This is a genomic window from Nocardia sp. NPDC056541, assembly GCF_042794235.1.
In the GTDB taxonomy this organism is placed as follows: Bacteria; Actinomycetota; Actinomycetes; order Mycobacteriales; family Mycobacteriaceae; genus Nocardia.
Genome location: NZ_JBHTUD010000024.1, coordinates 24,548 through 50,741, shown reverse-complemented (window position 1 = coordinate 50,741; position 26,194 = coordinate 24,548). Strand labels below are relative to the sequence as shown.

Sequence of the window (26,194 nt, the reverse complement as noted above, 5' to 3'; positions counted from 1 at the left end):
TCCCGGTCTACCCGCCGCTCACTGCTTTTCGATGCGGTCCAGGTAGACCCGCCGCACACTGTCGTCGACGCCGTTGATCGCGGCGTCGTCGTGCGCCACCTTGCGCAAGGCCCGCAATACCGGCTCCGGCACCAAACCGGACGCGTTCGCCATCAGTCCGACATAGCCGGGCACCGCGGTCTCGGCTGCCCGAGTCCTGACGGAGCGGACAACAGCGGCGGCGATGTCCTCGGGATCGACGGCGGGCAGGATGCCGTAGTCGATGCCGGAACTGAGTTCGGTACGCACCGCCGACGGCAGGACCGCGCTCACGCTGACACCGGTGCCATCCATTTCCAGCCTGGTAGCGGCGGTCAGGCCGACCACCGCGTACTTGCTGGCGTTGTACACGGCCAGGCCCTTGAGCGGGAACTTGCCCGCCAGCGAGGCGACGTTCACGACGTGACCGTAGCCGCGCTCGACCATCGCGGGCAGCGCCAGCCGCATGCCGTGGATGACGCCGAAGACGTTGACGTCCATCGTGAGCTGGTCGATCCGGTCGGACTGCTCCAGGAACGGGCCGTTCGGCATCACGCCGGCATTGTTCACCAGCACGTCGAGCGGGCCGCGCCACCGGGTGGTCGCCTGGAGAAACGCCGCGTAGGAACCCTTGTCGGTGACGTCGAGCACGTGGCCCATCGCGTGGTCGCCGAGTTCGGCGGCGGCCTGCACGGCCATGGCTTCGTCGAGGTCACCGAGCGCGACGTAGGCGCCCGCCTCGACGAACGCCCGGGCGGTGGCCAGCCCGATGCCGCGCGCGGCGCCGGTGATCGCGATCGTCGCGCCCGCGAGATCGATCCGTGGGTAGCTCATTGTGTGGCCTCTCGTCTGGTGGTCGATGTGTTTGTCGCGCAGCCGATGTCGCTCGACGGGCGTGCGATGGAAGCGCTCACGCGGACACCGTCACGTCGGTGATGGTGAAGTCCGCGGGGTCGAACGCACTGACCCGGGTGGTGAGCTCCCCGGTGGACCAGGGCCAGCTGAAACTGTTGCGGCCGTTGGCATCCATGTAATAGCTGTGGCAACCACCCGCGTTGTAGACGGTGCTCGCCAGCGCGGTTTGTACTTGGTCGACGTAGCGCGCCTGTACCTCGGGACGCACGTCCAGCGCCGCCCAGCCTTCGTGGCGGGCCCGCTCGATCGCCGAGACGAGGAAGGCGACCTGGGCTTCGAGGATGGCGAACGCCGACGAGTGGCCGGTGCCGAGGCTGGGGCCGAGCACGGTGAAAGCGTTGGGGAAACCGGTGGTGACGGTGCCGAGGTAGGCCTCGGGTGAGCCCTTCCAATGCTCGGCCAGCGTACGGCCGTCGGCGCCGCGCACGATGTCGGCCAGCGGGGTGTCGAGGATGTGGAAGCCGGTGCCGAGGATGACGGCGTCGACCTCGGCGGTGGTGCCGTCGGCGCCGACCACGGTGTTGCCACGGAATTCGGCGACCCCGGTGGCGTGCACGTCGACATTGCTCTTGGTCAGCGACTGGAGATAGCTGTTGGAGAACAGGATCCGCTTGCAGCCGAGCAGGTAGTCCGGCCGCAGCTTCGCCCGCAGCGCCGGATCACGCACCACGGCACGCAGATACGCCGAACCCACGGCCTGCACGGTCTGCATCAGCGGCCGTGGATGCCGGAACGCCACCCCGAGTCCTTCCATCAGCGCGTACTCGGTCGAGCGCAAGGCCTTGTGCGCGAACGGGAATCGGCGCATCACCTTCTTCTCGAAGCCGGGCACGCGGTGATCGAGTTTCGGCAGCACCCATTGCGCGGTGCGCTGGAACAGGTGCAGTTCGGCGACCTCGGGCTGGATCGCGGGCACGAACTGCACCGCGGACGCACCGGACCCGACCACCGCGACCCGCTTGCCACGCAGGTCGTAATCGTGGTTCCAGCGCGCGGAATGGAAGACCTCGCCGGGGAATTCGGCCAGACCCGGAATATCGGGCAGGCGTGGTTCGTTCCACGGACCCGCGGCCGACACGACGAAGCGCGCACTCAGCGGGCCCTCGCTGGTTTCCAGCCGCCACAGCTGCGCCGCCTCGTCGAACCGCGAACCGACCACTTCCACCCCGAAGCGGGTGTGTTCGGCCAGCCCGTGCTCGCGCGCCACCCGGTCGACGTAGTCGAGGATCTCGGGCTGGGTCGCGAACAGCCGCGACCACTCGCTGTTCGGCGCGAAGGAGAACGAGTACAGGCCGGACGGCACATCACAGGCACAGCCGGGATAGGTGTTGGCCCGCCACGTGCCGCCGAAGGTTGCGGCCTTCTCGACGATCACCACATCCTCGATCCCGGCCTCGATCAACTTGATCGCCGCGCAGATGCCGGAAACTCCCGCTCCGATCACAACAACTTCGTGCTGGCGGCTCATACGACTTCTCCTTCGAACGAAACGAGTGGTGCGCCGATCCCGACGCGCGAGCTGACGAAATCCGAGACCGGCGACCCGACAGCGAAGCAGCGCGCATCCGCCGGTGACCGAGTGGATCCAGGAGATCGGGTGCGGCGCCGCCGCTGAGCCGGGCGGATCATGCGGGCCGGTTCGCGAGTGTGGAAGCGCGCAGGGCGTCGGCGACCCGGGTGGCGGCGCTGCGACGGGCGGCGGCGATGGTGGCCGGGCGCCGCGCCGAATCCATGAAGTTCGGGCCCATGGCGGCGAGTTCCTCGGGACCCGGTTCGACGCGGATCACGCGGGTGCCCGCGGCGCGCAGCAGCGCGACTTCGCGATCGAGTCCGCGGGTCATCTGCGTACGGAGCAGGCGTTCGACCCGGTTCAGGCCGGTGGCCGGTGCGCCGCCCTCGGATGTCATCGGCGCGATGATCACCAGCTCATCGAGGTCGAGTGGCACAAGGAGATCGGCCGACACCGACGACACCGAACCGCCGTCGACGTAGTTCTTGCCCCCGATTCGCACGGGCGGGAACCAACCGGGAATGGCCCAGGACGCGGCGATCGCATCACCCAGATCGACCGCCTGCGCACCGGCGGCGACCGATCTGCCTGCCGTCGCGATGCGAGTGTCACCCGCTCCGAAGGCAACCCGCGCACCCGTTGCCGCGTCGGCGCCGACTATCCAGGTCGCGGGGTGGCGCACCCAGCCGCTCAGGTCGGCCAGCGCCTGACCGAAGGAACGCAACCAGTCGGCGTCGCCGCCGCCGCGCGGCAGGAGTCCGGCCAGCGCGGTGTAGGGCGAATTGGCACGCAGACCGGCGCCGACCAGGCCGAGGCCGGGGAATCCGAGTCTTGGGCGCGGCGGGAATTTGCCGGGGTCGACGGCGACATGACCGGCCAGGATCGGGTCGGCACCGGGAGCGGCGTCGAGTGCGGCGAGCAGGTCGGCGGGGGTACGCCCGGAGCCGAGGGTCGCCACGAGTTCCGCGCCCGCTGAGGTGCCGATCAGGACATCGGCGGTACGGGTGTCCCAGTTCAGCGCGCGTTCGACGGCGTCGAGGGCTACGGCGGTCCAGGCGAAGCCGAGCAGGCCACCACAGCCGATCGCTACGCCACGTCGTGTAGTCATATTTCGAATACTAACGGTATTTGAATTCCAGCGGTAGTCCATTTTGCTAAACTCCTGCACATGGCCAGGATGACGCGCAAGGAGTCGCACGCCCACACGCGTGAACGACTGGTCGAGACCGCCAAACGGCTGTTCATGGCCGACGGCTACAACGTGACCCCCTTGGAGAAGGTGGCCACGGAGGCCGGGTTCTCCAAGGGCGCGGTGTACTCCAACTTCGCGACCAAGCACGAATTGGGCCTGGCCGTGCTCGACGTCGTCCACGTGGAGCGCGCCCAGTCGCTCGTGGACGCGATGCTGGCGCACGACACCTTGACGGAGCGGATCGAAGGATTCGCGCGATGGGCCGACGAGAACATCGGCGATGTCGGCTGGACCGCGCTGGAAGTCGAGTTCGCGACGAGCACCCGGCACATGCCCGAGATCCGCACCGAACTCGCCGAGCGCCGACGCACCCTGACGGCAATGCTCGCCTCGGTGATCCAGACGCAGGCCGATCAACTCGGCCTAGAACTCCCACTTTCCGCCGAAGATGCGGCGCTGCAACTACTCTCGCTCGGAATCGGCCTCGGCGTACAGCGCGCGATCGACCCCGAACTCCCCGTCAGCGCGATCGTCGACCTACTCCGCAGCCAGATCGCCGCCGGCCGCACGAGCGCGGCAGTGGACGGCTGACCCCACCACGGCCTGGTGACGGCCTGATCAGGCGGCGAGCAGGACAGCGTTCGGGGCCGACGCGAGAGGAGCGGAGCTCGAGGGAGCGATCTGGCGTTGCCCGCCCAGCACGACCGCGCGTGTCGGCACGAGGGCGTGCCTGCGCATGGATTCGGCTACCTGCGCGACGAGATCGCCCAGCGAAGTACCGAGGGCGCCGGCCAGGGCGGCGATCATCTCGCTCGATGGCTCCTTGCGCCCGCGCTCGACCTCGGAGAGATATTGCGGCGAGATACCCGCCCGGCCCGCGGTATCGACGAGGGTGGAGCGCTGTTCCAGGCGCAGCGCGCGCAGCCGTTCACCCAGCGCCTCACGCCAGAGTGGTTCCGGCCGCGACTGCTGTTCGCCGCGTCCGCCTGGAATCACCCGCAACCCGCTGTGCTCGCCCATACTCCGAGCGTAGGGATCCCCGGACCGAAACACCCGGCTCTTCTGCTCTGGGCGTAACCAACGACCAAGGGGCCCGCCCTGATCTGGACTGAGCGGAGGGTGCGACGAAGGAGTACCCGGAGGGAGGGAAGATCAGGGGCCCGAAGGGCCCCGCTCGAGCGCGCCAGCGCTCCAAGAGTTCAGCGGGTGATGCCGAAGCGGGTGTCTGCCCAGCCGAGCGCGTCGGCGAAGGACGCGGAGACGATCTCGCTGTGGTCGACATCGTCGTACTTGCGGTAGTCGACCGACTCGCCTCGCCCCTGCTGTTCGGCGACCATCGCGTCCGTCGCCTGCAGCGGGACGGTGAGGTCGGAACGGCCTTGGAGGACGAGAACGGGGACGGTGAATCGCAGGCCGCTCGGGTCGTTGTCGTCGAGGACTCGCAGCAGCCCGGAGACATCGCCGTCGGCGGTGAACACGTCCTTCGCCGACAGGCCGCCCCACTTGCTCTTGTCGCGCAGCCCGCCGGTGCATTCGGAGTCGGCGACCGGCAGCAGCGACTGCGCCCGGCCGGTGAGGAATCGGGCGGGGTCCACATCGGTCACCGTCTGGGCGCCGCGAACCAGCAGCGGCAGGTATACCGACACCTCGCCCGTACCCAGCTTGCCCAGCGGATTCGACGCCGCCCACTTCGCCATCCGCACCTGTTCGCCCAGGTGCGAGGCGGGCGCCAGCGCGATGGCGCCGAGCAGCGGCGTGTTCGGCGTCCATCCCGCGGCGTCGACGGCGGCGAACAGGGCCGCGTGTCCACCTTGCGAATGCCCCATCGCCACCCAGCGCGAACCGACCGTCTTGTCGATTTCCCTTGCCGCCGTGGCGATATCGGCCATCGCGCGTTGTTCGGTCTCGCCGATCATGTACCCGTGACCGCCCGGTGTCCCCAAACCCTGATAGTCGGTCCTGGCCACCGCGTACCCCTTGGCCACCCAGCGAGCCTGTTCGTCCCTGCTCGGGGATGAGCCTTCGGATCGCGAGGCCGCGCAGACGTCGGCGACCCCGGTGCTACCCGGCCCCCAGGAGATGAGCGGCCAACCACCCGCGGGCGCCACGCCTTCGGGCACCGCGAGTGTTCCCGATACCGCGACGGGTTTCTCCTGTGCGTCCAGTGACCGGTACAGCGTCAGGAAGTTGCGAGCACCCGGCACCGCCTGCGCACCGGTGAGCGGCTGCGCGCGGATCACCGAACCACGCTGTCCCGGAATCGATTCCGCGCTGGGGTTGTAGAACGCGGAAAGCGGTGCGGCCGCGGCGAATTCGGCGGGCCTGCTGTCCTGGGCGCAGGCCGGCGCGGACAGCGCCAGGCAACCCGCTGCGATCACCCGAGCAATACGTGCGTGCAAGTTTCCCCCGATACGCCGACGGCCCATGACGTGGCCGATAAACCGCCGACCAGGTTACTCGATGCCGTCCGGACGGCCGGGCGCCCCACGACCCCCAGCCGTCCACCCGTACTCAGCCCAGCACCCGGCCGAGGAAGTCGCGGATCAGCGCGGCGATCTCGGGTCCGTGCGTCTCCAGCGCGAAATGGCCCGCGTCGAGCAGGTGCAGTTCGGCGTCGGGCAGGTCACGCAGATAGGCGCGGGCACCGTCGGCACCGAAGATCTCGTCGTGGGCACCCCAGGCGATGAGCGTCGGCGGCCGATGCTCGGCGAAATACTGCTGGAAGGCCGGGTAACCGTCGAGGTTGTTCTTGTAATCGAAGAACAGCTGCAGCTGGATCTCCTTGTTGCCGGGACGGTCGAGGTAGGCCTGATCGAGGGTCCACGCATCCGGGCTGACCAGTGCGAGCCGGTCGGCCGGAACGCCGTGCGTGTACTGCCATTTCGTCGCGTCGAGCTCGAGCAGCTTGCGCACTTCGGGCTCATGGGTCGCGCGGTCGTTCGCATGCGCGAACAACACGTCCCAGAACGGAGTGAAGCCGTCGAGGTAGGCGTTGCCGTTTTGGGTGATGATCGCGGTGACCCGCTCCGGATTGCGCGAGGCGATGCGCAGGCCGATGGGGCGCCGTAGTCCTGGATGTAGAGCGCGAAACGGTCGATGCCGAGGGTGTCGAGCAGTTCCAGGGTGATCTCGGTGAGCGTGTCGAAGCTGTAGTCGAATTCGTCGACCGCCGGCATCGCCGACTGGCCGAAGCCGAGGTGATCGGGTGCGATCACGTGGTAGTCGTCGGCCAGTGCGGGAATCAGGTTGCGAAACATGGCCGAGCTGGACGGGAAGCCGTGCAGCAGAAGCAGAGTCGGCTTGCCCGAGTCGCCGGCTTCGCGGTAGAAGACCGACCGGCCCTGGATCTCGACGGTGTGGTGGCTTACCTGGTTCATCGTGGATCTCTTTCTGTGTGGGTGATACTCGCGCCGAGCCCGGGAAGCTCGGCCGGGCGGGATTCAGACGGTGACCGGTGCGCGACGGCGAACCGGGGAGATCAGGCCGACGGCAACGACGGTGAATACCAGGCCGAGGGCGAAGTAGCCGCGATAGCTGTCGGTGAGGGCGTGCACGACGGTGGCCTCGCCGAGCCCGGCGGCGGCGGCGAGTTGGTGGATCACCCACGCGGGCGCCAGCGTGCGGCCCATCCGCGCGGGGTCGAGACCATGCGACAGGATGGCCATGGTCAGCGGGATGACGGGGAACGAGGCGATACCGAACAGCACCGCGACCACGACCAGCACCGCGGGCCCCGGCACGAGCACCGCGGGCAGCAAGGCTGCGAGGCGCACCGAATACAGCACCCGCAGTAGTGATTCCGGTGGGTAGTGCCGCAGCAGCCGCACCATCGCGGCCGAGGTCAGCCCGGCCGCCAGCGCGGCCAGCGCCACGAGCCTGCCCGCACCGGCCACCGACCAGCCCTGCTCCACCGCGTGTTTCGGCAGCATCAACACGACCACGTACAGGGTCGCCGCGTGGAAACCGAAGGACACCAGCACTTTCCATCGGTCCGCCAGCGATTCGCGGGCGCCTGCGCTGGTCGTCGCCCGCTGATCGGCGGGCAGCAGTAGCCACAGCACGGCGGTCGAAGCCAGTCCGATCGCGCCGAGCAACGCGAAGGTGCCGCGCACACCGATCGGATCGAACAGCGCGGTCGCCGCCCACGGCGTGATCAGCTGGCCGAGGTTGATGCCGATCGCGGCGCGTGCCATGGCCGGTCCTACCTGCGGACCGTGTGCCCGCCCGAGCAGGGTGGTCACGGTGAGGGTCGACGACGACGCGAACCCCAATCCGCCGAGCACCATGTAGGCCGCGACGAACTGCCAGGTCTCGGTCACCGTCGCCAGCACCAGATAGCTGCTAGAGATCAGCGTGAGCCCGCCGATCAGCACGAGCTTGGGCCCGAGGAGATCGAGCAGCCTGCCGATACCCTGCTGCGCCAGGCCGGTGACCGTGGTGCCCAGCGCGGCGGCCACGGCCAGCGCCGTCGCCGACACCCCGTACGACGCGGCCGTCGGCGCGAAGAACACACCCATCGTGAAGTTGAGCCCGAACGAGACGGTCATCGCCGTCAGCCCCACCCAGGCAAGATGCTCACGTCGCATGTCCATCAGTTCCTAACTGCCTATTGCCATTTGAATGGTTACAACAGGCGAATGTCCGGCCCCATTCCCTTCTCGGGAAGTCGGTCCAGACGAATACTCTCGACTGTGCTGCGGCGGATGCGCGGGGCCACTCGAACGGCGCTCACGCCCGTCCATGTCGCGCTCAGCCAGCGCGGCCGCCGCCCGAGGCGCCTGCTTCGCCCTCAGCCCCCGCACCTTCCAGCGGCGCCTCGCCGAAGCGGGCACCACCTGGCGCGACGCCGCCCGCCGCGACCGCGCCGAACGGCCCCTGCGCGACTCCGACATCCCCGTGCAGTCGATCGCCGCCCAGCTCGGCTACACCGATGCCCGCACCCTGTGCCGCGCGTTCCGCCGCTGGAACGGCCAGTCCCCCGACATCTTTCGCCGCACGCCCGGCGCGTGACACACGAACGGCGCGTTCACCATGAGGTGAACGCGCCGTCCGGAGGAGAACGAACTAGCGGCCGATCGCGGCGGCCATCACGCGGGTGGCCGAGATCAGGCCGTCGATCAAGTTGCCCTGACGGAACGAGGCCAGCGCGGCGGTGACGCCGAGCTGGCAGATGCGGTCGTTGGCGCGCTCGGCCACATTCGCACCGGAACGGACCTCGATCGCGCCCTGGTTCGGGGACACGGCGATGAGCACCGAATCGGCCGACTCCGGGGTGTTCGGCAGAATCGCGTCGGCACCGGCCGCCGGATCGGAGCCGAGGTCACCGAGGTAGATGTTGAAGCGGACCTTGGTGGCGCGGGTCGCCTCGGTGAGCGCGTTGTCGAGGGAGATGCGTTCACGATCGGTGAACGGCACCTCGTCGAACACGGTGCCGGGCTCGTGCACGCCGGACACCCGGCCGCTGCTGGTGAGGGCGAACCCGTGCGGCAGGTCGGCCTCGACCACCGCGGGCCAATTAGAACTTGCCACTTGCCCGGCCTCCGATCAGCTCCGCATGCGCGGTTTCGAGAGCCGCATGACTGCCATGCGGCTCGGCGGTGTGGTGCCCCGCCGCGGCGGTCACCTCATCGGTAGCACTCCACAGCACCGGCCGGTGGGTCCACTTCTGCCCGAGTGCGAAGTGGGCCGGCTTCTCACCGGGGAATGGCTTACCGAGATAGGACAAACCCGCGATCGCGAAGTAGATCGCGGCCGGGATGCCGACGAAGATCAGCACTGTCTCGAGAATGCTCACGCACCAACGGTAGACGATGCTGTGTAGTAGTTCATCCTCCGGCTGGCAGTTCCCGCACCGCGTGTCCGGCGGTGCTACACCAACCAGGCCGCCGCGTTCGGTGGCAACCGGTCGTCGGCGACCGGAGCGCTCGACAACAGCACCTCCCCCGGCGGCAACTGGATCGGGCCGTCCGAGGCGTTGAGCACGCAGATCAACCCGCCCGGCCGACGGAAAGCGAGGCAGCCGTCGGGACTGCCGTACCACTCGATCCGCTGGCCCGCGAACTCCGGCCGGGTGGCGCGCAGGTCGATCGCCAGCCGGTACAGCGACAGCGTCGAGTGCAGGGTTTCCAGCTGCGCCTCGACGGTGCGGTCGGCCCAGGCGGCCGGGATCGGCAACCACGGCGTACCCACGGTGAAACCGAACGGCGTGGTCGGGCCCTCCCACGGCATCGGGACCCGGCAACCGTCACGACCACGTTCCGTGTGGCCCGTGCGCTCCCACACCGGATCCTGCAAGACCTCCTCGGGCAGGTCGTCGACGTTGGGCAGAGCCAATTCGGCGCCGTTGTAGATGAACACCGCACCGGGAAGGGCGAGTTCGACCATCATCATCGCCCGCGCCCGCGCGACGCCGGCCTTGCCACCGCCGTAGCGGGTCACCTCCCGTTCGATGTCGTGATTGGACAGCGTCCAGGTGGGCGGGGCGCCCGCGTCGGCGACCGCGTCGAGGGAGTGTGTGATCGCGTCATGGACGCCCTGCGCGGTGAAGGGAGTTTCGGCGAGGCGGAAGTTGAACGCCAGGTGCAGCTCGTCGGGACGGACGTATTCGCCGAAGCGGACGTTGTCGTCGACCCACACCTCGCCGATCGACACCGCGTGCGGGTAGTCGTCGAGCACCGTGCGGATGCGGCGGTGAATGGCGTGCACGCCCGGGTTGTTGAAGCGGGGATCGTCGTCGTCGTGGACGAGCATCTTGGTCTCGACCCGGTCCATGTCGGGCAGGCCCTCGGGTTTGGCCATCCCGTGGGCGACATCGAGGCGGAACCCGTCGACGCCACGGTCGAGCCAGAAGCGCAGGGTCTTCTCGAAATCGTCGGCGACCTCGGGGTTGTCCCAGTTCAGGTCGGGTTGTTCGGGCGCGAAGATGTGCAGGTACCACTGTCCTGGAGAGCCGTCGGGTTCGGTGATCCTGGTCCAGGCGGGGCCGCCGAAAATGCTCGGCCAGTTGTTGGGTGGCTCATCCCCGTCCTTGCCGCGACCGTCCCGAAAGAGGTAGCGAGCCCGTTCCGGGCTGCCCGGAGCAGCCTCCAGCGCCTCGGCGAACCACGCGTGTTCGATGCTGGTGTGGTTGGGCACCAGATCCATCGTCACTTTGATCTCGCGGTCGTGCGCCTCGGCGATCAACTCGTCCAGCGCCCCCAGCCCGCCGAAGAGCGGGTCGATGTCGCGCGGATCGGACACGTCGTAACCACCGTCGGCCTGTGGTGACCGCATCACCGGACAGATCCACAGCGCGTCGACGCCCAATAGCTCCAGGTATCCCATCTTCTCGCGCACCCCGCCCAGGTCGCCGACACCGTCACCATCGGAGTCGGCGAACGAACGCGGATAGACCTGATAGAACACGGCGGTTTTCCACCACGGAGCGGTGCTTGCTTCCCCCGGCACCGGCGAGGCAGGTGTCTGTGTCACACCCGCAATATTGCCAAAGATCGCCCGCAATATTCAGGCGGGGCGAGACTTTCTGCGAATCCGGCAAATCACCAGCGTTCGCCACGCCGCGGCGAAACATCGTGGTAAAGGGCGGCATCGACGCGAAACCGGGCGGCCATCCGCTGGTTATCAGCGAACGGCGGGCACCCGTAAGGCTCGAGTGCGCCCCAATAGGGCTCTCGTCCCGCTACGGAGCGTTTTGCAGGGAGGCCGCTGCCATCTGGAAGTAGTCCAGCAGGGCTTTGCGGTGTTCGTCGTCCAGGATCGACGGTTCGATCTCACCGACCGCGATCCGCATGCATCGCATCCAGGCGTCGCGCTCGAGCGGCCCGATGACGAACGGATTGTGGCGCATGCGCAGCCGCGGGTGCCCGCGCTCGTCGGAGTAGGTGCGCGGCCCGCCCCAGTACTGTTCGAGGAACATCCGGAACCGGCGCTCGGCCGGACCCAGGTCCTCCTCCGGGTACAGCGGGCGCAGGATCTCGTCGGCCGCGACCTCGCGATAGAACACCGACACCAGACGGCGAAACGTCTCCGCGCCGCCCACGGCTTCGTAGAAGGAGGTCGTTGTCTGCTCACCGGAAGTCACGCGCTCCATTGTGCCCCGATCACCACGGTCACGAACGCGCTGCCCTTCAACCACAGTTCATCCGGAAGTTTGAAAAATAGCCGTGCAATACCGCCGGAACCATGGTCAACTGGGGTCAGTATCGGCCCCAGATACCACATGATCCTGCCAATCATGAAATTGAGGTCACGAGGATGAAGCAGCGACCGAGCGCCCGTTCACACGAGGCGCGCACGCACCGACAACTCCAGCCCGCCGACGTCCACAATCGTGGCTCGGGGGCTGTTCCGCTGCATATCCTGTCCGATCACCATCCGGGCGCACACGGTCTTCACGACCTGCCGCATCTCCCCGCGCCTCTGCACCTCGCCGGAGACCACGACGCCGCCGCGTGGCGCAAACGCCGGGTCCTCCTCCTCAACGCCACCTACGAGCCGCTCACCGCGCTGTCCGCGCGTCGCGCTGTCGTGCTGCTGATCTGCGCCAAAGCAGACGCCGTTCACGACAATCCCGAAGGACCGGTCCTGCATTCCGCGGGCTCCGAAGTGGCGATTCCGTCCGTCATCCGCCTGCGCACCTACGTGCGGGTGCCCTACCGCGCCCGCGTGCCGATGACCCGCGCCGCGCTCATGCATCGAGACCACTACCGATGCGGGTACTGCGGCGGCAAGGCCGAGACCATCGACCACGTGATCCCCCGCAGTCGCGGCGGCGAGCACTCGTGGGAGAACTGCGTCGCCAGCTGCGCCCCCTGCAATCACCGCAAGGCCGACAAGATGCTGGCCGACCTGGGCTGGCACCTGCGCCACCCGCTGGTCTCGCCCAAGGGCCCGCATTGGCGGTTGCTGTCCACCACCGCCGATCTGGATCCGATCTGGTTGCAGTACCTCGGCGAAGGGGCCGCCTGATAGGCACAGCCGCGCATGGCCGGAACGCAGGCGAGCTACGCCTGACCAGCGCTCGATCAGCTCAGGCGCTCTCGATGACCATCGTCGCCCACGTTCCCGGCTCGAGCGCTTCGAAGATGTGAGGGAGATCGCCCAGGTAGCGGATGTAGTCGCCGGGGCGCATCTCCACGGGCTCGTCCGCCGGGCCCGCCATGGCGCGGCCCGCCGCCAGGACGACATGCTCGACGACGCCCGGGCTGTGCGGATCCGAGCGACGCGTGTGGCCGGGTTCGGCCGCGATGCGGTACACATCACAGCGCGTGTGTGACTGGCCCGCTGCGAGCAATGTCACCCGATAGTCGGCGTCGGCCGAGGGGACGGGTGCGCCCTCGTCGGCGCGAATCACCTGAACATTGGCCCGCGGCGGATCGAGCAGCCGGGAGAACGGCATTTCGAGGGCGACGCACAGCGCCCACAGGGTTTCCAGGCTGGGGTTGCCGGTGCCCGATTCCAGTTGCGACAGTGTGGATTTCGCGACACCCGCCCGATGAGCGACCTCGGTGAGCGAGAGGCCGGCGCGGGCGCGCTCACGACGCAGCGCCGCGGCGATCACCGCCTGGGGCGGTCCGACGACGGGGTCCTGCCGGTCCATCTACGCCTCCTGAGGGCTGGCGATACCGCGTTGACTTTACCCACCCCGTGCGTTCAATATAAACAACATGCGTTCGATTTGGCGAACACTCGACCGGAGAACCGTGGCTGCCGTAGCCGCGGCGTGCCTTGCCGTCGGCCTGTTCGGAGTGTCCTATGGCGCGTCGACGATCGCGGCCGGGTTCCCGATGTGGATGCCGATCGTGATGGCGGTCACGGTGCTGGCAGGCGGCTCGGAATTGCTGTTCTTCGGGATCGTCGCGGCCGGCGGTAGTCCGCTGGCGGCGGTGGTGGCCGGACTGCTGCTCAACGCGCGCCACCTGCCGTACGGGTTGTCGGCGCCCGAGGTGTTCGGGCGCGGCTGGAAGCGCGCGCTCGGCATCCACGTCCTCAACGACGAGTCGGTCGCCTTCGCCACGGCCCCCGGTGATCAGGAACGCAAACGCGCCGCGTACTGGGCCTGCGGCATCGGCGTCGCACTGTGCTGGCCGCTGGGCGCCACCCTCGGCGCGGCACTGGGTTCGCTCGTACCCGATACCTCGGCGCTCGGCCTGGACGCGGTGTTCCCGGTGATCCTGCTCGCGCTGATCCTGCCCGCCCTGCGCGACCGGGCAACATTGCGGCCGGTACTGGTCGGTGCCGGGTTGGCGGTAGCGGTCGCACCGTTCGTGCCTGCCGGGCTCCCGGTGCTGATCGCCCTGGGCGGACTGGTCTTCGCTCTACGCCCACCGACCCCCACCGGCGAACCGGTGGCGGCATGAACGCGCCGTATCTGCTGCCCGCCATGTTGGCGCTCGCCGTGGGAACCTACGCACTGCGATGGACCGGCCCCGCGATGCGCCATCGGCTGCGGCTGTCCCCCCGGGCAATCCACCTCCTGGACACCGGCGCCCTCATTCTGCTCGCCGCGCTGGTAGCAACAGCCACGCTGCCGACCGGCTCCGGCCACCTCGGCGTCGCCCTACCCGCCGGTGTCGGCGTGGGCGGAGTCCTCGCGTGGCGGCGCGCCCCTCTACTCGTCACCGTGTTGGCAGCAGCCACGACAACGGCTCTGCTACGCCTCGTCGGCGTGCACTGACTCACTGCAAACCACGCTGCGCCACGACGGCACCCTTAGCCCGCCCCGCGACCCCTCGGGTGCGGAGTTACCGCACCCGAGACCCTGATCCGCCCAACTCAACTGGGCGACAACGGAATCCCGCCACCCAATCGCCGCGCGACAGACCCGTACCGAGCATCCAACCGCAACCACGTCCGAGTAGCCCGCACCCGCACCAGCTCCGACGGCTGAATCCGACGCGACTCCGCCTTCTCCCCCGCATGCGGAATGAAATCCATCGCAGTGAGCGCGAAGACAACGCGCATCGGCACCTGCACCTCGAGATCACCGGTCCCGGTAACCGTAAGAACCGACTGGTCGAGAAGCGACGCGGGCGGCCCTTTGGGACCGCCGTGTTCGCGCGCCACATCCGCGCCACGTTCGGCCAGCTCCACCAGGGTGCGCGCCGGAACGTCATCCACATGCGAGAAGCCGTCGGTCGGCGGAAGGGCACCGCGCCAGGCGGAGTCCATCGAGTAACCGAGGTCGATCGGATGGCCGGTACCCAGTCCCGCGAGCACCGTGTCCGCACCGACGGTGACATCGTCGACACCGAGTTCCGCGGTGATCGTGCGCACCGCCAGCGTCTCGAACCCCGTTGCCACCCACGCGGATACGAGACTGGAACCACGCCGCCGCAATCGGACGACAGCGGCCGGGTCCAGCCGGAGGGCGCGACCGAGGAAGGTGGCCAGGTTTTCGCGTTCGGCCGGGTCGGGCGTGTGGAGCACCCGTTGTTCGGAGGAGCTCACGTAATCAGGCCCGCCACAGTGCCAGGTAGCCGCGCTCGGACTCGCTGAGCCTGCGCAGCCGCTGGGTGTCGATGTCGAACGCGGCGAGCTGGGTGGTCGCGATCACCGCGGGCGGCGAATCGGGAGCCGCGCCGTTGGCCCGCACCTCGTAACCGATGGTGAAATCGACCGCGCGCAATTGCTTGACCCACATGGCGATGTCGAGCGGGGTGTCCTCGTGCCGCAACTGTCCGCGGTACTTCACATGCAGGTCGACCAGCACACACCCCTGCCGCCCCATCGACGCCGTCGGCTTGTCGTCGTCGAACAGCCACGGAATCCGCGCCTCTTCCAGCAGGGTCACCATCCGAGCGTGGTTGACGTGCTGGAACACGTCCATATCCGACCAGCGGATCTCGACCTTCGCGTGAAAACGCTGCGGCAACACCAGCTCCGGTGCGGGCGTGCCGGTGTTGCCGTTCGGCGAACTCGTCACCGTGGTACCTCCGATTGGGCGCCCACCCCGCTCACCATGCTCCGCACCTGTCGCGCGGCAACCGACAGTGTGGCGAGGTCGTGGGTCCCGGACTCGAACAGCTCCGACAGGGCCGCGCGCGCACGGCCCAGCCTGGACTGGTTCTTCGACTCCCAGTATGCAATTTTTTCGTCGGGAGTTTCCTCCGGGTCACCCGCGGACAGCACATCGAGGGTGAGCGAGCGCAACGAACCGTACATGTCGTCGCGCAGAGCGAGCCGGGCCAGCGCGTGCCAGCGATCGCCGCGTTCGAGATGGCTCACCGCCTCGAGCAGCCAGTCGATCTTGAGATGGTCGTTGAGCGCGTAGTACAGGGCGCCCACCTCGGCGCCGTCGCGATCGGTGATGTCGGCGATGTCGACGATGTCGAGCAGCGGGAACAACCCGAGCAGCCCGAACACCTCGGTGGCCAGGTCGGTCGGCGCACCGCGGGCGATCAGCTCGGCGGCGCCCTGGGTGAGGGAGGTGACATGGTGCCCGCGCAACCAGCCCGGCACCTGCGGCGCCAATTCCTGGACCCGGCGGTGATAGCGGTTGATCTCGGCGCCGACCGCGATCGGCTGCGGCCGGTTGCTCAGCAGCCAGCGCGATGCGCGGTCCAGCGTCCGCTTGGATTCCAATTCGAGCAGGTCACAGACTCCGGCGGCCGCGTCGGCGCCGCGGATGCGCGACCACACGTCATGGAGCTGGAAGATCTCGGTGGCCGCGGCGAACGCACGCACCGTATCGGTGGTGGTGGCGCCGACCTCTTCGTTGAGGCGGTGGGCGTAGGTGATGCCGCCGTAGTCGACGACCTCGTTGACGATCATCGTGGTGACGATCTCGCGGCGCAGCCGGTGCTTCTTGATGGCGGCGCCGAACTGCTCCCGCAGCGGCGTCGGGAAGTACAGGGGCAGTTTCCTCGCGAAGTAGGCGCTGTCGGGCAGGTCGGTGTCGAGCAGGTCGGCCTTGAGGCCGAGCTTCACGTGCGCGAGCAGGTTGGCCAGCTCGGGTGAGGCGAGCCCGGCGCCCTCCTCGCCACGGCGAGCCAGCTCGGCGGTCGACGGCAGCGCTTCGAGCTCCCGGTCGAGGCCACGTCGCTGTTCGAGGTCGGCGATCACACGACCGTGCACATTGAGCATCTGGGGCGCGTCGGTGCGGGCGATACCGATCAAGGTGTTCTGATCGACGTTGTCGTGCAACACCATTCGAGCGACCTCGTCGGTCATCGAGGCCAGCAGCGGATTGCGGTCGGCGGGCGCGAGACCGCCCGCGCTGACCACACCGTCGAGCAGGACCTTGATATTGACCTCATGGTCGGAGCAGTCGACGCCCGCGGAGTTGTCGAGTGCGTCGGTGTTCATCTTGCCGCCCGCACGGCAGAACTCGATCCGGCCGAGCGCGGTGGCCCCCAGGTTGCCACCTTCGCCGATCACCTTGACCCGCAATTGGTTTCCGTCGACGCGCACCGCGTCGTTGGACTTGTCACCCACCTCGGCGTTGGATTCGGTGCTCGCCTTCACATAGGTGCCGATGCCGCCGTTCCACAGCAACTGCACCGGTGCGAGCAGGATCGCGCGCACCAACTCCGGCGGCGAGAGCGTCTGCACCGAGTCGGGCAGGCCGAGCGCCGTCCGTGCCTGCGGCGAGATCGGCACCGACTTCACGGTCCGTTCGAACACGCCGCCGCCCTCGCTGATCAGGCTCCGGTCGTAGTCGGCCCACGAGGATCGCGGCAGCGCGAACAAGCGCTCACGTTCGGCGAAGGAGCTCGACGCGTCGGGGTTCGGGTCGAGGAAGATGTGCCGGTGGTCGAACGCGGCGACCAGCCGGATGTGCGGCGAGAGCAGCATGCCGTTGCCGAATACGTCACCGCTCATGTCGCCGACGCCGACCACGGTGAATTCCTGGCTCTGGGTGTCGATGTCCATCTCACGGAAGTGGCGTTTGACCGCTTCCCACGCCCCCTTTGCGGTGATGCCCATCGCCTTGTGGTCGTAGCCCGCCGAGCCGCCCGAGGCGAAGGCGTCGCCGAGCCAGAAGCCGTAGCGGGTGGCCACATCGTTGGCGATATCGGAGAAGCTGGCGGTGCCTTTGTCGGCGGCGACCACCAGGTAGGTGTCGTCGCCGTCGCGGCGGACCACCCGATCGGGCGGCAGCACCGCGCCGGTGGCCAGGTCGACGTTGTCGGTGACGTCGAGCAACCCGGAGATGAAGGTGCGGTAGCAGGCGACGCCCTCGGCGATACTCGCCTGGCGGTCGACGGCCGGGTCACCGATCGGGGCGGGCGGACGCTTCACCACGAAACCGCCCTTGGCGCCGACGGGCACGATCACCGCGTTCTTCACCGCCTGCGCCTTCACCAGCCCGAGGATCTCGGTGCGGAAGTCCTCGAGCCGGTCGGACCAGCGCAGGCCGCCACGCGCTACCGAGCCGAACCGCAGGTGCACGCCCTCGACCCGCGGCGAGTACACGAAGATCTCGAATTGCGGTCGCGGCTTGGGCAATTCGGCGATCTCGCGCGGCTCGAGCTTCAGTGCCAGGTAGTCGCGTGGGCGACCTTCGTCGTCGAGAACATAGTTGTTGGTTCGCAGCGTGGCTTTGATCAGGCCGAGGATGGCACGCAGGATGCGGTCGGCGTCCATGCTGACCACCTCGTCGATCCCGGCCCGCACCCGGGTCTCGAGCTCGACGGCGGCCTCGGCGGAGACGATGGCCGGATCGAAGCGGGCGGCGAACAGGTCGACGAAATCGCGCGCGACCTCCGGATGGGCCAGCAGCACACGGGCGATATTGACCTGGGAGTACGGGAATCCGGCCTGCTGCAGGTATTTCGCGTACGCGCGCAGGATCGCGACCGACCGCCACGGCAGGCCGGCACGCAGCACGAGTTCGTTGAGACCGTCGGCTTCGGCCCGGTCGTACCAGACCGCCTCGAAGGCGTCGGTGAACCGGGTACGCAGGGCGTCGAGCTGGCCGGGGGCCTCGAGCAGTGCGGCGTCGAGATCGCCGCCCAGTGCGTTGCGCAGCAGCTCCGGGCGAGCCTGCAAACCGAAATCGTAGATCCAGCGCTCGGTGCCGCCTTCGTGTTCGAGCTGGTAGGGCCGTTCGTCGACCACCTCGACACCCAGGCTCTGCAAGACCGGGAGGACCTGGCTCAGCGAGACACCGGAACCGGCGATGTAGAGGCTGAAGCGCCACGAACCGGGCTCCGCTTCGGGCCTGCGGTAGAGGTGCTGCCTGATGCCGCCTTCGGTGAGTCGCTCGAGACGCACGATGTCGGCCAGCGCGCGGGCGGGCGCGAAGTCCTCTTTGTAGCTTTCGGGCAGCGCCTCCGAATACCGTTTGACCACAGCGGGATCGAGCACGGTAGAGGAGGCGACCGCATCACCGATCCGGTCGTCCCAGGTGTGGCTGGCGGCGTTGAGCAGGCCCTGCAAACGCAGCCGGTTGTCCTCGGAGGTGTCGGGGCCTGCCTCGCCGGTGGCCTCGGCGGGCATCATCACCGTGAAATACACACTGGCGAGCTCACTTTCGCTCACCCGCGCCGAGTAGTCGATATCCACGCCACCGAGTTCGGCGACCAGGATCTCCTGCATCTCCAGGCGTACAGCGGTGGTGTAACGATCGCGCGGCAAATACACCATGCAGGCCACGAAGCGGCCGTAGCCGTCGCTGCGCAGGAAGAGCCGGACCTGCCTGCGCAGGCCGACGCCGAGGACCGCGACGGCGGTGCGGCGCATGGTTTCGGTGTCGGCCGAGAACAGTTCGGTGCGCGGGAACGACTCGATCACCTCGAGCATCGCCTGCCCGGAGAAGGAGTCCTTGTCGAACCCGGCGCCCTCGATCGCGGTCCGCACCCGGCGATTGATCACCGGGATGTCGAGCACGTTCTCGTGCACCGCGCTGACGGTGAACACGCCGATGAACAGGTGCACCCCCACCTCGGCGCCCGTCTCGTCGACATCGGCGACACCGACGAAGTACGGGTACACCGAGCGGTGCACGGTCGCGCGCACCAGGCCCTGGGTGAGCAGCAGCAACGGGCGGTCTTCGCCGTTGATGGGCACTTTGAAATCGGTGCCGACATCGGGCCGGAGCACACCCAGGCTCGCACCGGGCACCACGGTCGAGACCGTGTGGCCGTCCTCGACGCCGCGCCGGTAGCGGGCATACCCCAGCAGGGTGAAGTTGCCCGCGGCCAGCCACCGCAGCAGCTGGGCGCAATCGGCCACATCGACAGCGGGGAACGGCGTGGAGCCCTGGGCGGAGGACCGGTCGAGCGCGTCGGCCAGCGAGCTCTGCACCGCGGCCATGGCCTCGGTGTCGTCGATCACCTGGCGGACATCGTCGATCACCTCGGGCATGGTGCGTTCGATGTGATCGAGCTGGGCCCGGCCGGTCGACGGGTGCAGCTGCAGGTGCATCCACGATTCGGTCAGCCCGGTCGCGCCGTGGCCGTCCACCTCGTGCGCCGCGGCGCCGGTGAGGTGGCCCTCCTCGTCGCGGATGACCTCGAAGATCGGGTGGATCACCTCGGAGACGCTCACCTGCATCCGGCCCAGCGCCGCGGTGATCGACTCCACCAGCAGCGGCATGTCGTCGGTGACGACCTGCACCGCGGCACCCATCCCGGTCCCGTCGTCGGGATGGTGCACCCGCACGCTGGCCTTACCCGGCATCCGCACGGCGGCCAATTCCATGTGGTGCCGGAAGATCTGGGTGATTCCGGGGATCGGGAAGTCCACGTCACCGGCATCGACGTGTCGGAAATACGCCTCCTCGAGGGTCGCGAGATCGCCGCGCAAGCTCTGCGGCATTCCCGCGGCCCACGCCGCGCTGGAGATTTCCGACGAGACCGTCATCGTTTAGCCCACTCCCATGGATTGTGGTTCGCTTCGATTTCGCAACGCAGGTGACGCATTTTCGAGACTAGCTCCGGGTACTCGAACACGCTGAGGGAATTCGGGCTTGCCGCGCCGGTAACTTGAAGAATGCTGGGTGAACGCCAGGGAGCACCGATCGGCACAACGCCGACGGCCCGGCGGAGCGACCGTTCACAGATCGTTCCACCGGGCCGTCGAGCGGGCCGCGCGTATCAGTCGCGCGTCAGCTTGCGGTGCGTAACACGGTGCGGGCGAGCGGCTTCGGCGCCCAGGCGCTCGATCTTGTTCGCCTCGTACGCCTCGAAGTTGCCCTCGAACCAGTACCACTTGGCGTCATTGTCGCTGTCACCCTCCCACGCCAGGATGTGGGTGCAGGTGCGATCGAGGAACCACCGGTCGTGGGAGATCACGACGGCACAGCCGGGGAACTGATCGAGCGCGTTCTCGAGCGAACTGAGGGTTTCGACGTCGAGGTCGTTGGTCGGTTCGTCGAGCAGGATCAGGTTGCCACCCTCCTTGAGGGTCAGCGCCAGGTTCAGGCGGTTGCGCTCACCACCGGAGAGCACACCCGCCGGCTTCTGCTGGTCCGGCCCCTTGAAGCCGAACGCGCTGACGTAGGCGCGCGAGGGCATCTCCTGGTTGCCGACCTGGATGAAGTCCAGACCTTCGGAGACGACCTGCCAGACGTTCTTCTTCGGGTCGATGCCGCCGCGGTTCTGGTCGACATAGCTCAGCTTGACCGTCTCGCCGACCTTCACCTCACCGCTGTCGGGTGATTCGAGACCGACGATGGTCTTGAACAACGTCGTCTTACCGACACCGTTGGGTCCGATGACGCCGACGATACCGTTGCGCGGCAGCGTGAAGGACAGATCCTTGATGAGCTGACGATCGCCGAAGCCCTTGTCCAGGTTCGACACGTTGACCACGATGTCGCCCAGTCGCGGACCGGCGGGGATCTGGATCTCCTCGAAGTCCAACTTACGGTGCTTCTCGGCCTCGGCCGCCATCTCCTCGTAACGGCCGAGGCGAGCCTTGTTCTTGGCCTGGCGGGCCTTGGCGCCGGACCGCACCCAGGCCAGTTCGTCCTTGAGGCGTTTCTGCAGCTTCTGGTCCTTCTTGCCCTGGACCTCGAGACGCTGCGCCTTCTTCTCCAGGTAGGTGGAGTAGTTGCCCTCGTAGGGGTAGGCACGCCCGCGGTCGAGCTCGAGGATCCACTCGGCGACATTGTCGAGGAAGTACCGGTCGTGGGTGACGGCCAGCACGGCGCCCGGGTAGTCGGCGAGGTGCTTCTCGAGCCAGAGCACACTCTCGGCGTCGAGGTGGTTGGTCGGTTCGTCGAGCAGCAGCAGATCGGGCTTGCTCAGCAGCAACTTGCACAGCGCGACGCGGCGGCGCTCACCACCGGAGAGGTTGGTGACCGGCTCGTCCGGCGGCGGGCAGCGCAGCGCGTCCATGGCCTGCTCGAGCTGGGAGTCGACATCCCAGGCGTCGGCGTGGTCGAGGAACTCCTGGAGCTTGCCCATTTCGTCCATGAGCTCGTCGGAGTAGTCGGTGGCCATCAGTTCAGCGATCTCGTTGAACCGATCCAGCTTGACCTTGACCTCGCCGAGGCCCTCCTCCACGTTGCCGCGGACGGTCTTCTCCTCGTTGAGCGGCGGTTCCTGCTGCAGGATGCCGACCGTGGCGCCCGAGCCGAGGAACGCCTCACCGTTGTTCGGCCGGTCCAGTCCCGCCATGATCTTCAGCACGCTGGATTTACCCGCGCCGTTGGGACCCACCACACCGATCTTGGCGCCGGGAAGGAAGTTCAAGTACACGTCGTCGAGGATGACTTTGTCGCCGTGTGCTTTGCGAACCTTGATCATCTGATAAATGAACTCAGCCATACGCGGAAGCCTATCGGTGGGAGAAACGGGGACGGGATACGGAAGGGTCGAGTGCCGCGGAAACGACCCTCATGCGTCAACCTGCTCGGCACCGTTGGTGCTCGACACCACGTCCGGCGATCGCGCGGGGACAGGATCCGCCACGGTCGTACAGGCTACGGCAACGGCCTCGGTCGACGCATACCCGGTGGCAGCGTCGTCGGCCTTCGGTAGGGCAGCGCCGCGGGCATCGGAAATATTCCGCACCGCGGCATGCGGCAGTGATCGCAGGCCCTCGGACCGGCGAACAACGCTCGCGTGGCAGCGCGCCAGATCGGGCCCGACCGCCACCGCGCGCATCTCGAGGTCCCGCCGCTCGGTTCCGTCCTTGCCGCGGTACTCGTGCGAGCGGAGTTGCCCGTAGGCGATCACCGGGTCGCCGCGATGCAACGATCGATCCACCCCTGCCACCAGCCTGCGCCAGCACGAGACCGTGAGATACAACGTGCCGTTGTCGGTCCACTCCCCCGTTTTGACGTCGAATCGCCGCGAATTACTCGCCATCCGGAACGTGAGCATCTGCTCACCGTTGCTGAGATCGCGCCGCACCGGATGGGTGATGACGGTCCCGATCACCGTCGCGTGTGCCTCGTACATCGTGCTCGCCCCCCGCTCGAATCCACCGTTTTCGCTCTGACCACCCAAGAATGACCTGGCGAACGGGAGTGTGGGGCGCGCGCAGTCGATCTGTGGATGAATCGGGCAGTTGTGGACAACGTCGGTGTCAGAGCACGGGAAGCTCGGTGTTCGCTCCGCACAGCACCACGATCGGCCGTACGCCGGGCTCAGGTGTGTACACACCGCTCTGCACGGCGGCCAGCGCGGCGGCACCTTCGAGCTCGACCACCACGCGGAACTCCCGCCAGAGGTATTCGCGGGCGGCGGCGACCGCGTCGTCGGCCACCGCGATCGCGGGCATCTGGTGCCGCTGGGCGATGTCGAAGGCGATGTCGCCGACCCTGGTCGCGCACAGCAGCTCGGTGGCGCACGAGGCCACGTCGATATCGACCGGCGCGCCCGCCGCGAGTGCCGCCGAGAGCACGGGTATGTGCTCGGATTCGATGCCGACGATCTCCCTGCGCTTGCCCAGTGCCGCCCCGAGGCCCGCGATCAGCCCGCCGCCGCCGACCGCGGCCAGCACCGGCGGCCTGCCGCGCACCTGTTCTTCCAGCTCGAGCCCGATGACGCCGGCGCCCGCCACCACGGCGGGCATGTCGTAGGCATGCAGATGGTCGGCCCCGCGCTCGGCGGCCAGGGTGAGCGCCCGGCGTTGCGCCTCGGCGTACGTCGTTCCGTGCCACAGCACTTCGGCGCCGTGCGCCCACATCGCGGCCACCTTGGTGTGCGGCGCGGATTCCGGCACGACAACCGTGCATTCCTTGCCGAGCTGTGCCGCGGCCAGCGCCACCGCGATACCCGCGTTGCCCGCCGAGGCGACAACCACATGGTCGGCGCCGCTGCCTGCCGACAACAGGGCGTTGAGCGCGCCACGCACCGTGAATGTGCCGCCGTGCTGCAGGAATTCCATTTTCAGTGACACCGGCACCGGCCCGTTCGGCCCGTCCACACTCGTGTGGAACACCGGTGTCTTGCGTACCCGACCGGCCAGCCGCCGCCGCGCCGCCCGCACATCGGTGCGCAGCACCCGCTCCGGTTCGGCCCGCTCGGTCGATTCGCTCGACGGCACACCGAATCCGCTCACCGGCGGACCTCGCCGTCACGCCGCGCCAGCTCGGCGTACATCGCGTTGTAGGCGGTCAGGTCGGCGTCGTTGTCGCGATCGGCGGCCCGGTCGGTGCGCTTGGCCAGCTTGGTGTCGCTGCGTGACCACTGGATCAGCAGGGCGAGCATCACCACCACCAGCGGCACCTCACCGCTGGCCCAGGCGAAACTGCCGCCGTTGCGCTGGTCGGCGAGCAGGTCGATGTTCCAGCCTAGGTCGAGGGTGCGATAGAACCAGTCGCCCAGCACGGTGGTCATGCTCATCAGCGCGATGCCGAAGAACGCGTGGAACGGCAGCGTGCCGAACACCATCGCGAGTTTGGTCAGCGGCGCGACCTCGCGCGGCTTGGGATCGATGCCGATCACCACCCAGTAGAACAGGTAGCCGCTGAGCAGGAAGTGCGTGTTCATCATCAGGTGGGCGGCGTGCGAGTCGACGTAGGTGTCGAAGATTCCGCCCAGATACAGCGCGTAGAACCCGGCGACGAAGATCAGCGACGCCACCACCGGCTGGGTGAGGAACCGCGAGACCGGGTTGTGCACGGCCGCCAGAATCCACTCGCGCGGCCCCGGCACACCACCGCGGCCCGCGGGCGGGAGCGCGCGCAATGCCAGGGTCACCGCGCCGCCGAGGGCGAGCAGGATCGGCGCCAGCATCGACAACGCCATGTGCGCGCCCATGTGCACGCTGAACATCGCCGGCGCGTAACGACCGACCCCCGACGACGTGGCCAGCAACAACACCAGGCAGCCACTGCACCAGGCGATGGTCCGCCCGATCGGCCAGGCATCGCCGCGCTTGCGCAGCCGGTGGACGCCGAGCAGATAGAGCGCGGCGAGCACGATCGCCAGGGTTCCGAAGATCAGGTCGAAGCGCCAGTCGAACAGCAGGCGACTCACCGTCGGCGGGCCCGCGAGGGTGTAGCCCAGCTCCACTTCGACGGGCGTCGGCACCGTGGTCGGCGGCGGTGGCGGGGTGCGGCCGAGGCCGACTGCCAGGCCGATGGTCGCCGCGAAGATCAGCATCTCCACGCCGGCGAAACGGATGAGCGCGCCGCGGTCGCGCGAGTCGGCGGCCAGTGCGGGCAGCGCGGCCCGGCGCTGCAGGTAGCCGATGGCGCCCAGCACCAGCAGCGCGGCCGCTTTCGCGAGCACCAGCCTGCCGTACGTAGTGGTGAACAGGTCCGAAACGGGCACCCGCACCCAGGCATTCACGACGCCGCTGAGGCCGATCACCACGATCGAGATGGTCGCGGCCACCGAGAACCGGCGGGCGGCGATATCGGTGTTCGCGCCGCCACGCATCGCGTGCGCCAGCACCGCGATCAGCCCGCCGACCCAGACCGAGGCCGACACCATGTGCAGGATCAGGGAGTTGGTCGCCACGTCGTGGGAGCCACCGGAGGACGAGTGCCCGGTCAGCGCCAGCGGCATCATGGTCACCAACGCGCCTGCCAGCAGCACCGGCGTCCAGCCCCAGCGCAACGCGCACCGGCAGCCGATCGCCACGATCAGCGCGAACAACACTGTTGTCCGCCAGGCGCCCGCGACCTCGACCTGCGTGATCACCGGCCACAGCACTTCGGGTCGCCAGATGGCACTCACCGGCTGACCGGTCGTATCCGACACGGTCAACGGCACCAGCAGCGCCGCGCTCGCGGCCCACACCAGCGCGGCGTCGGAGGCGCGGCGCACCGCCCGATAACCGCCGACCTCGAGCAGCCCGCCGTCGCGCGGGGGCAGCAGGAACGCCGCGAACAACAGAGAGCCGACGGTCATCGCGGCGGCCAGATCGGCCACCGCGCGCAACGCGGGCAATCCATATGTTGTCAACGCCCCCGGATCGGGTATACCGAGCAAACTGAGCGCGTGCGCCGCCGACAACCCGACCACCATGGCCGCGACAACCGCGGCGATACACCCGGCCACGACACTGAGTACACCGAACGGCGCCGCCGGACCCGTATCCGCCGACGGTCCGCCGTCGACGGCGGGTCCAGCGGTGGGGTCCTGCGATAACGACATGACAACGAGGGTAGTTCGACGTGCCCGGCGACGCCCCGAGGGGGCGCTCACCCGAGC

General features: G+C 68.3%; 23 protein-coding genes and 1 pseudogene. 5 read left to right on the top strand and 19 right to left on the bottom strand.

Annotation, left to right across the window (positions count from 1 at the left end; genetic code table 11):
• Positions 1-18: 18 nt before the first annotated feature.
• The 3 genes from ACFQ9R_RS30645 to ACFQ9R_RS30635 form a co-directional block, all read right to left on the bottom strand.
• Entirely contained in the window at positions 19-852 is an 834-nt protein-coding gene (locus tag ACFQ9R_RS30645) for an SDR family oxidoreductase (protein ID WP_378995587.1), read from the bottom strand.
• 76 nt (positions 853-928) lie between these two features.
• Positions 929-2,401 (bottom strand): flavin-containing monooxygenase, encoded by a 1,473-nt coding sequence (locus ACFQ9R_RS30640; protein WP_378995585.1) that lies wholly within the window; start codon positions 2,399-2,401, stop codon positions 929-931.
• Positions 2,402-2,558: 157 nt separating this feature from the next.
• Positions 2,559-3,551, bottom strand: coding sequence for a patatin-like phospholipase family protein (locus ACFQ9R_RS30635; protein WP_378995583.1), 993 nt, complete (start codon positions 3,549-3,551; stop codon positions 2,559-2,561).
• 60 nt (positions 3,552-3,611) lie between these two features.
• On the opposite strand from ACFQ9R_RS30635, the gene ACFQ9R_RS30630 reads away from it, so the two are divergent.
• Positions 3,612-4,226, top strand: a complete 615-nt coding sequence (locus ACFQ9R_RS30630) for a TetR/AcrR family transcriptional regulator (RefSeq protein WP_378995581.1) — start codon at positions 3,612-3,614, stop codon at positions 4,224-4,226.
• Between the two features lie 27 nt (positions 4,227-4,253).
• Here ACFQ9R_RS30630 and ACFQ9R_RS30625 read toward each other — a convergent pair whose 3' ends face one another.
• The 4 genes and pseudogenes from ACFQ9R_RS30625 to ACFQ9R_RS30610 all read right to left on the bottom strand — a co-directional run bounded on the left by ACFQ9R_RS30625 (position 4,254) and on the right by ACFQ9R_RS30610 (position 8,221).
• On the bottom strand, positions 4,254-4,655 hold the full coding sequence (locus ACFQ9R_RS30625) for a helix-turn-helix domain-containing protein (RefSeq protein ID WP_378995579.1): 402 nt from the start codon (positions 4,653-4,655) through the stop codon (positions 4,254-4,256).
• 179 nt (positions 4,656-4,834) lie between these two features.
• Positions 4,835-6,013, bottom strand: a complete 1,179-nt coding sequence (locus tag ACFQ9R_RS30620) for an alpha/beta hydrolase family protein (RefSeq protein ID WP_378995577.1) — start codon at positions 6,011-6,013, stop codon at positions 4,835-4,837.
• Between the two features lie 133 nt (positions 6,014-6,146).
• Positions 6,147-7,012, bottom strand: a pseudogene (locus tag ACFQ9R_RS30615) (alpha/beta fold hydrolase).
• A gap of 63 nt (positions 7,013-7,075) precedes the next feature.
• Positions 7,076-8,221, bottom strand: coding sequence for an MFS transporter (locus ACFQ9R_RS30610; protein WP_378995575.1), 1,146 nt, complete (start codon positions 8,219-8,221; stop codon positions 7,076-7,078).
• Between the two features lie 154 nt (positions 8,222-8,375).
• Here ACFQ9R_RS30610 and ACFQ9R_RS30605 point away from each other — a divergent pair, with 154 nt between their 5' ends.
• The gene (locus ACFQ9R_RS30605) at positions 8,376-8,645 is read left to right on the top strand and encodes a helix-turn-helix domain-containing protein (protein ID WP_378995572.1); all 270 of its coding nucleotides are present in this window, start codon (positions 8,376-8,378) and stop codon (positions 8,643-8,645) included.
• 54 nt (positions 8,646-8,699) lie between these two features.
• On the opposite strand, the gene ACFQ9R_RS30600 is transcribed toward ACFQ9R_RS30605, so the two are convergent.
• From ACFQ9R_RS30600 to ACFQ9R_RS30585, 4 genes are all read right to left on the bottom strand, one after another.
• A complete protein-coding gene (locus ACFQ9R_RS30600; protein ID WP_378995570.1) occupies positions 8,700-9,164 on the bottom strand; it encodes a DUF5130 domain-containing protein in 465 nt (154 codons plus the stop codon).
• Entirely contained in the window at positions 9,151-9,429 is a 279-nt protein-coding gene (locus ACFQ9R_RS30595; protein ID WP_194829561.1) for a hypothetical protein, read from the bottom strand. Before ACFQ9R_RS30595 ends, ACFQ9R_RS30600 begins: the two co-directional genes overlap by 14 nt.
• Positions 9,430-9,503: 74 nt before the next feature.
• Positions 9,504-11,105: an alpha-amylase family glycosyl hydrolase gene (locus tag ACFQ9R_RS30590; protein ID WP_378995567.1), complete on the bottom strand. Its 1,602-nt coding sequence runs from the start codon at positions 11,103-11,105 to the stop codon at positions 9,504-9,506.
• Between the two features lie 208 nt (positions 11,106-11,313).
• Entirely contained in the window at positions 11,314-11,724 is a 411-nt protein-coding gene (locus ACFQ9R_RS30585; protein ID WP_101464033.1) for a globin, read from the bottom strand.
• A 164-nt stretch (positions 11,725-11,888) separates the two neighbouring features.
• On the opposite strand from ACFQ9R_RS30585, the gene ACFQ9R_RS30580 reads away from it, so the two are divergent.
• Entirely contained in the window at positions 11,889-12,602 is a 714-nt protein-coding gene (locus ACFQ9R_RS30580; RefSeq protein ID WP_378629923.1) for an HNH endonuclease, read from the top strand.
• A 61-nt stretch (positions 12,603-12,663) separates the two neighbouring features.
• On the opposite strand, the gene ACFQ9R_RS30575 is transcribed toward ACFQ9R_RS30580, so the two are convergent.
• Positions 12,664-13,233, bottom strand: a complete 570-nt coding sequence (locus tag ACFQ9R_RS30575; RefSeq protein WP_101464034.1) for a helix-turn-helix domain-containing protein — start codon at positions 13,231-13,233, stop codon at positions 12,664-12,666.
• A gap of 67 nt (positions 13,234-13,300) precedes the next feature.
• Here ACFQ9R_RS30575 and ACFQ9R_RS30570 point away from each other — a divergent pair, with 67 nt between their 5' ends.
• Entirely contained in the window at positions 13,301-13,993 is a 693-nt protein-coding gene (locus tag ACFQ9R_RS30570) for an AzlC family ABC transporter permease (RefSeq protein ID WP_378995562.1), read from the top strand.
• A complete protein-coding gene (locus tag ACFQ9R_RS30565; protein ID WP_378995560.1) occupies positions 13,990-14,310 on the top strand; it encodes an AzlD domain-containing protein in 321 nt (106 codons plus the stop codon). Before ACFQ9R_RS30570 ends, ACFQ9R_RS30565 begins: the two co-directional genes overlap by 4 nt.
• Positions 14,311-14,408: 98 nt before the next feature.
• On the opposite strand, the gene ACFQ9R_RS30560 is transcribed toward ACFQ9R_RS30565, so the two are convergent.
• From ACFQ9R_RS30560 to ACFQ9R_RS30530, 7 genes are all read right to left on the bottom strand, one after another.
• Positions 14,409-15,083 (bottom strand): hypothetical protein, encoded by a 675-nt coding sequence (locus tag ACFQ9R_RS30560; RefSeq protein ID WP_378995558.1) that lies wholly within the window; start codon positions 15,081-15,083, stop codon positions 14,409-14,411.
• Between the two features lie 4 nt (positions 15,084-15,087).
• On the bottom strand, positions 15,088-15,513 hold the full coding sequence (locus ACFQ9R_RS30555; protein WP_378995642.1) for an acyl-CoA thioesterase: 426 nt from the start codon (positions 15,511-15,513) through the stop codon (positions 15,088-15,090).
• 41 nt (positions 15,514-15,554) lie between these two features.
• Entirely contained in the window at positions 15,555-20,441 is a 4,887-nt protein-coding gene (locus tag ACFQ9R_RS30550) for an NAD-glutamate dehydrogenase (RefSeq protein ID WP_378995556.1), read from the bottom strand.
• 233 nt (positions 20,442-20,674) lie between these two features.
• Positions 20,675-22,351: an energy-dependent translational throttle protein EttA gene (gene ettA, locus ACFQ9R_RS30545; RefSeq protein WP_378995554.1), complete on the bottom strand. Its 1,677-nt coding sequence runs from the start codon at positions 22,349-22,351 to the stop codon at positions 20,675-20,677.
• A gap of 69 nt (positions 22,352-22,420) precedes the next feature.
• A complete protein-coding gene (locus ACFQ9R_RS30540; RefSeq protein ID WP_378995551.1) occupies positions 22,421-22,987 on the bottom strand; it encodes a single-stranded DNA-binding protein in 567 nt (188 codons plus the stop codon).
• 127 nt (positions 22,988-23,114) lie between these two features.
• Positions 23,115-24,092 (bottom strand): serine/threonine dehydratase, encoded by a 978-nt coding sequence (locus ACFQ9R_RS30535; protein ID WP_378995549.1) that lies wholly within the window; start codon positions 24,090-24,092, stop codon positions 23,115-23,117.
• The gene (locus ACFQ9R_RS30530; RefSeq protein WP_378995547.1) at positions 24,089-26,137 is read right to left on the bottom strand and encodes a cytochrome c oxidase assembly protein; all 2,049 of its coding nucleotides are present in this window, start codon (positions 26,135-26,137) and stop codon (positions 24,089-24,091) included. Before ACFQ9R_RS30530 ends, ACFQ9R_RS30535 begins: the two co-directional genes overlap by 4 nt.
• Positions 26,138-26,194 lie beyond the last annotated feature (57 nt).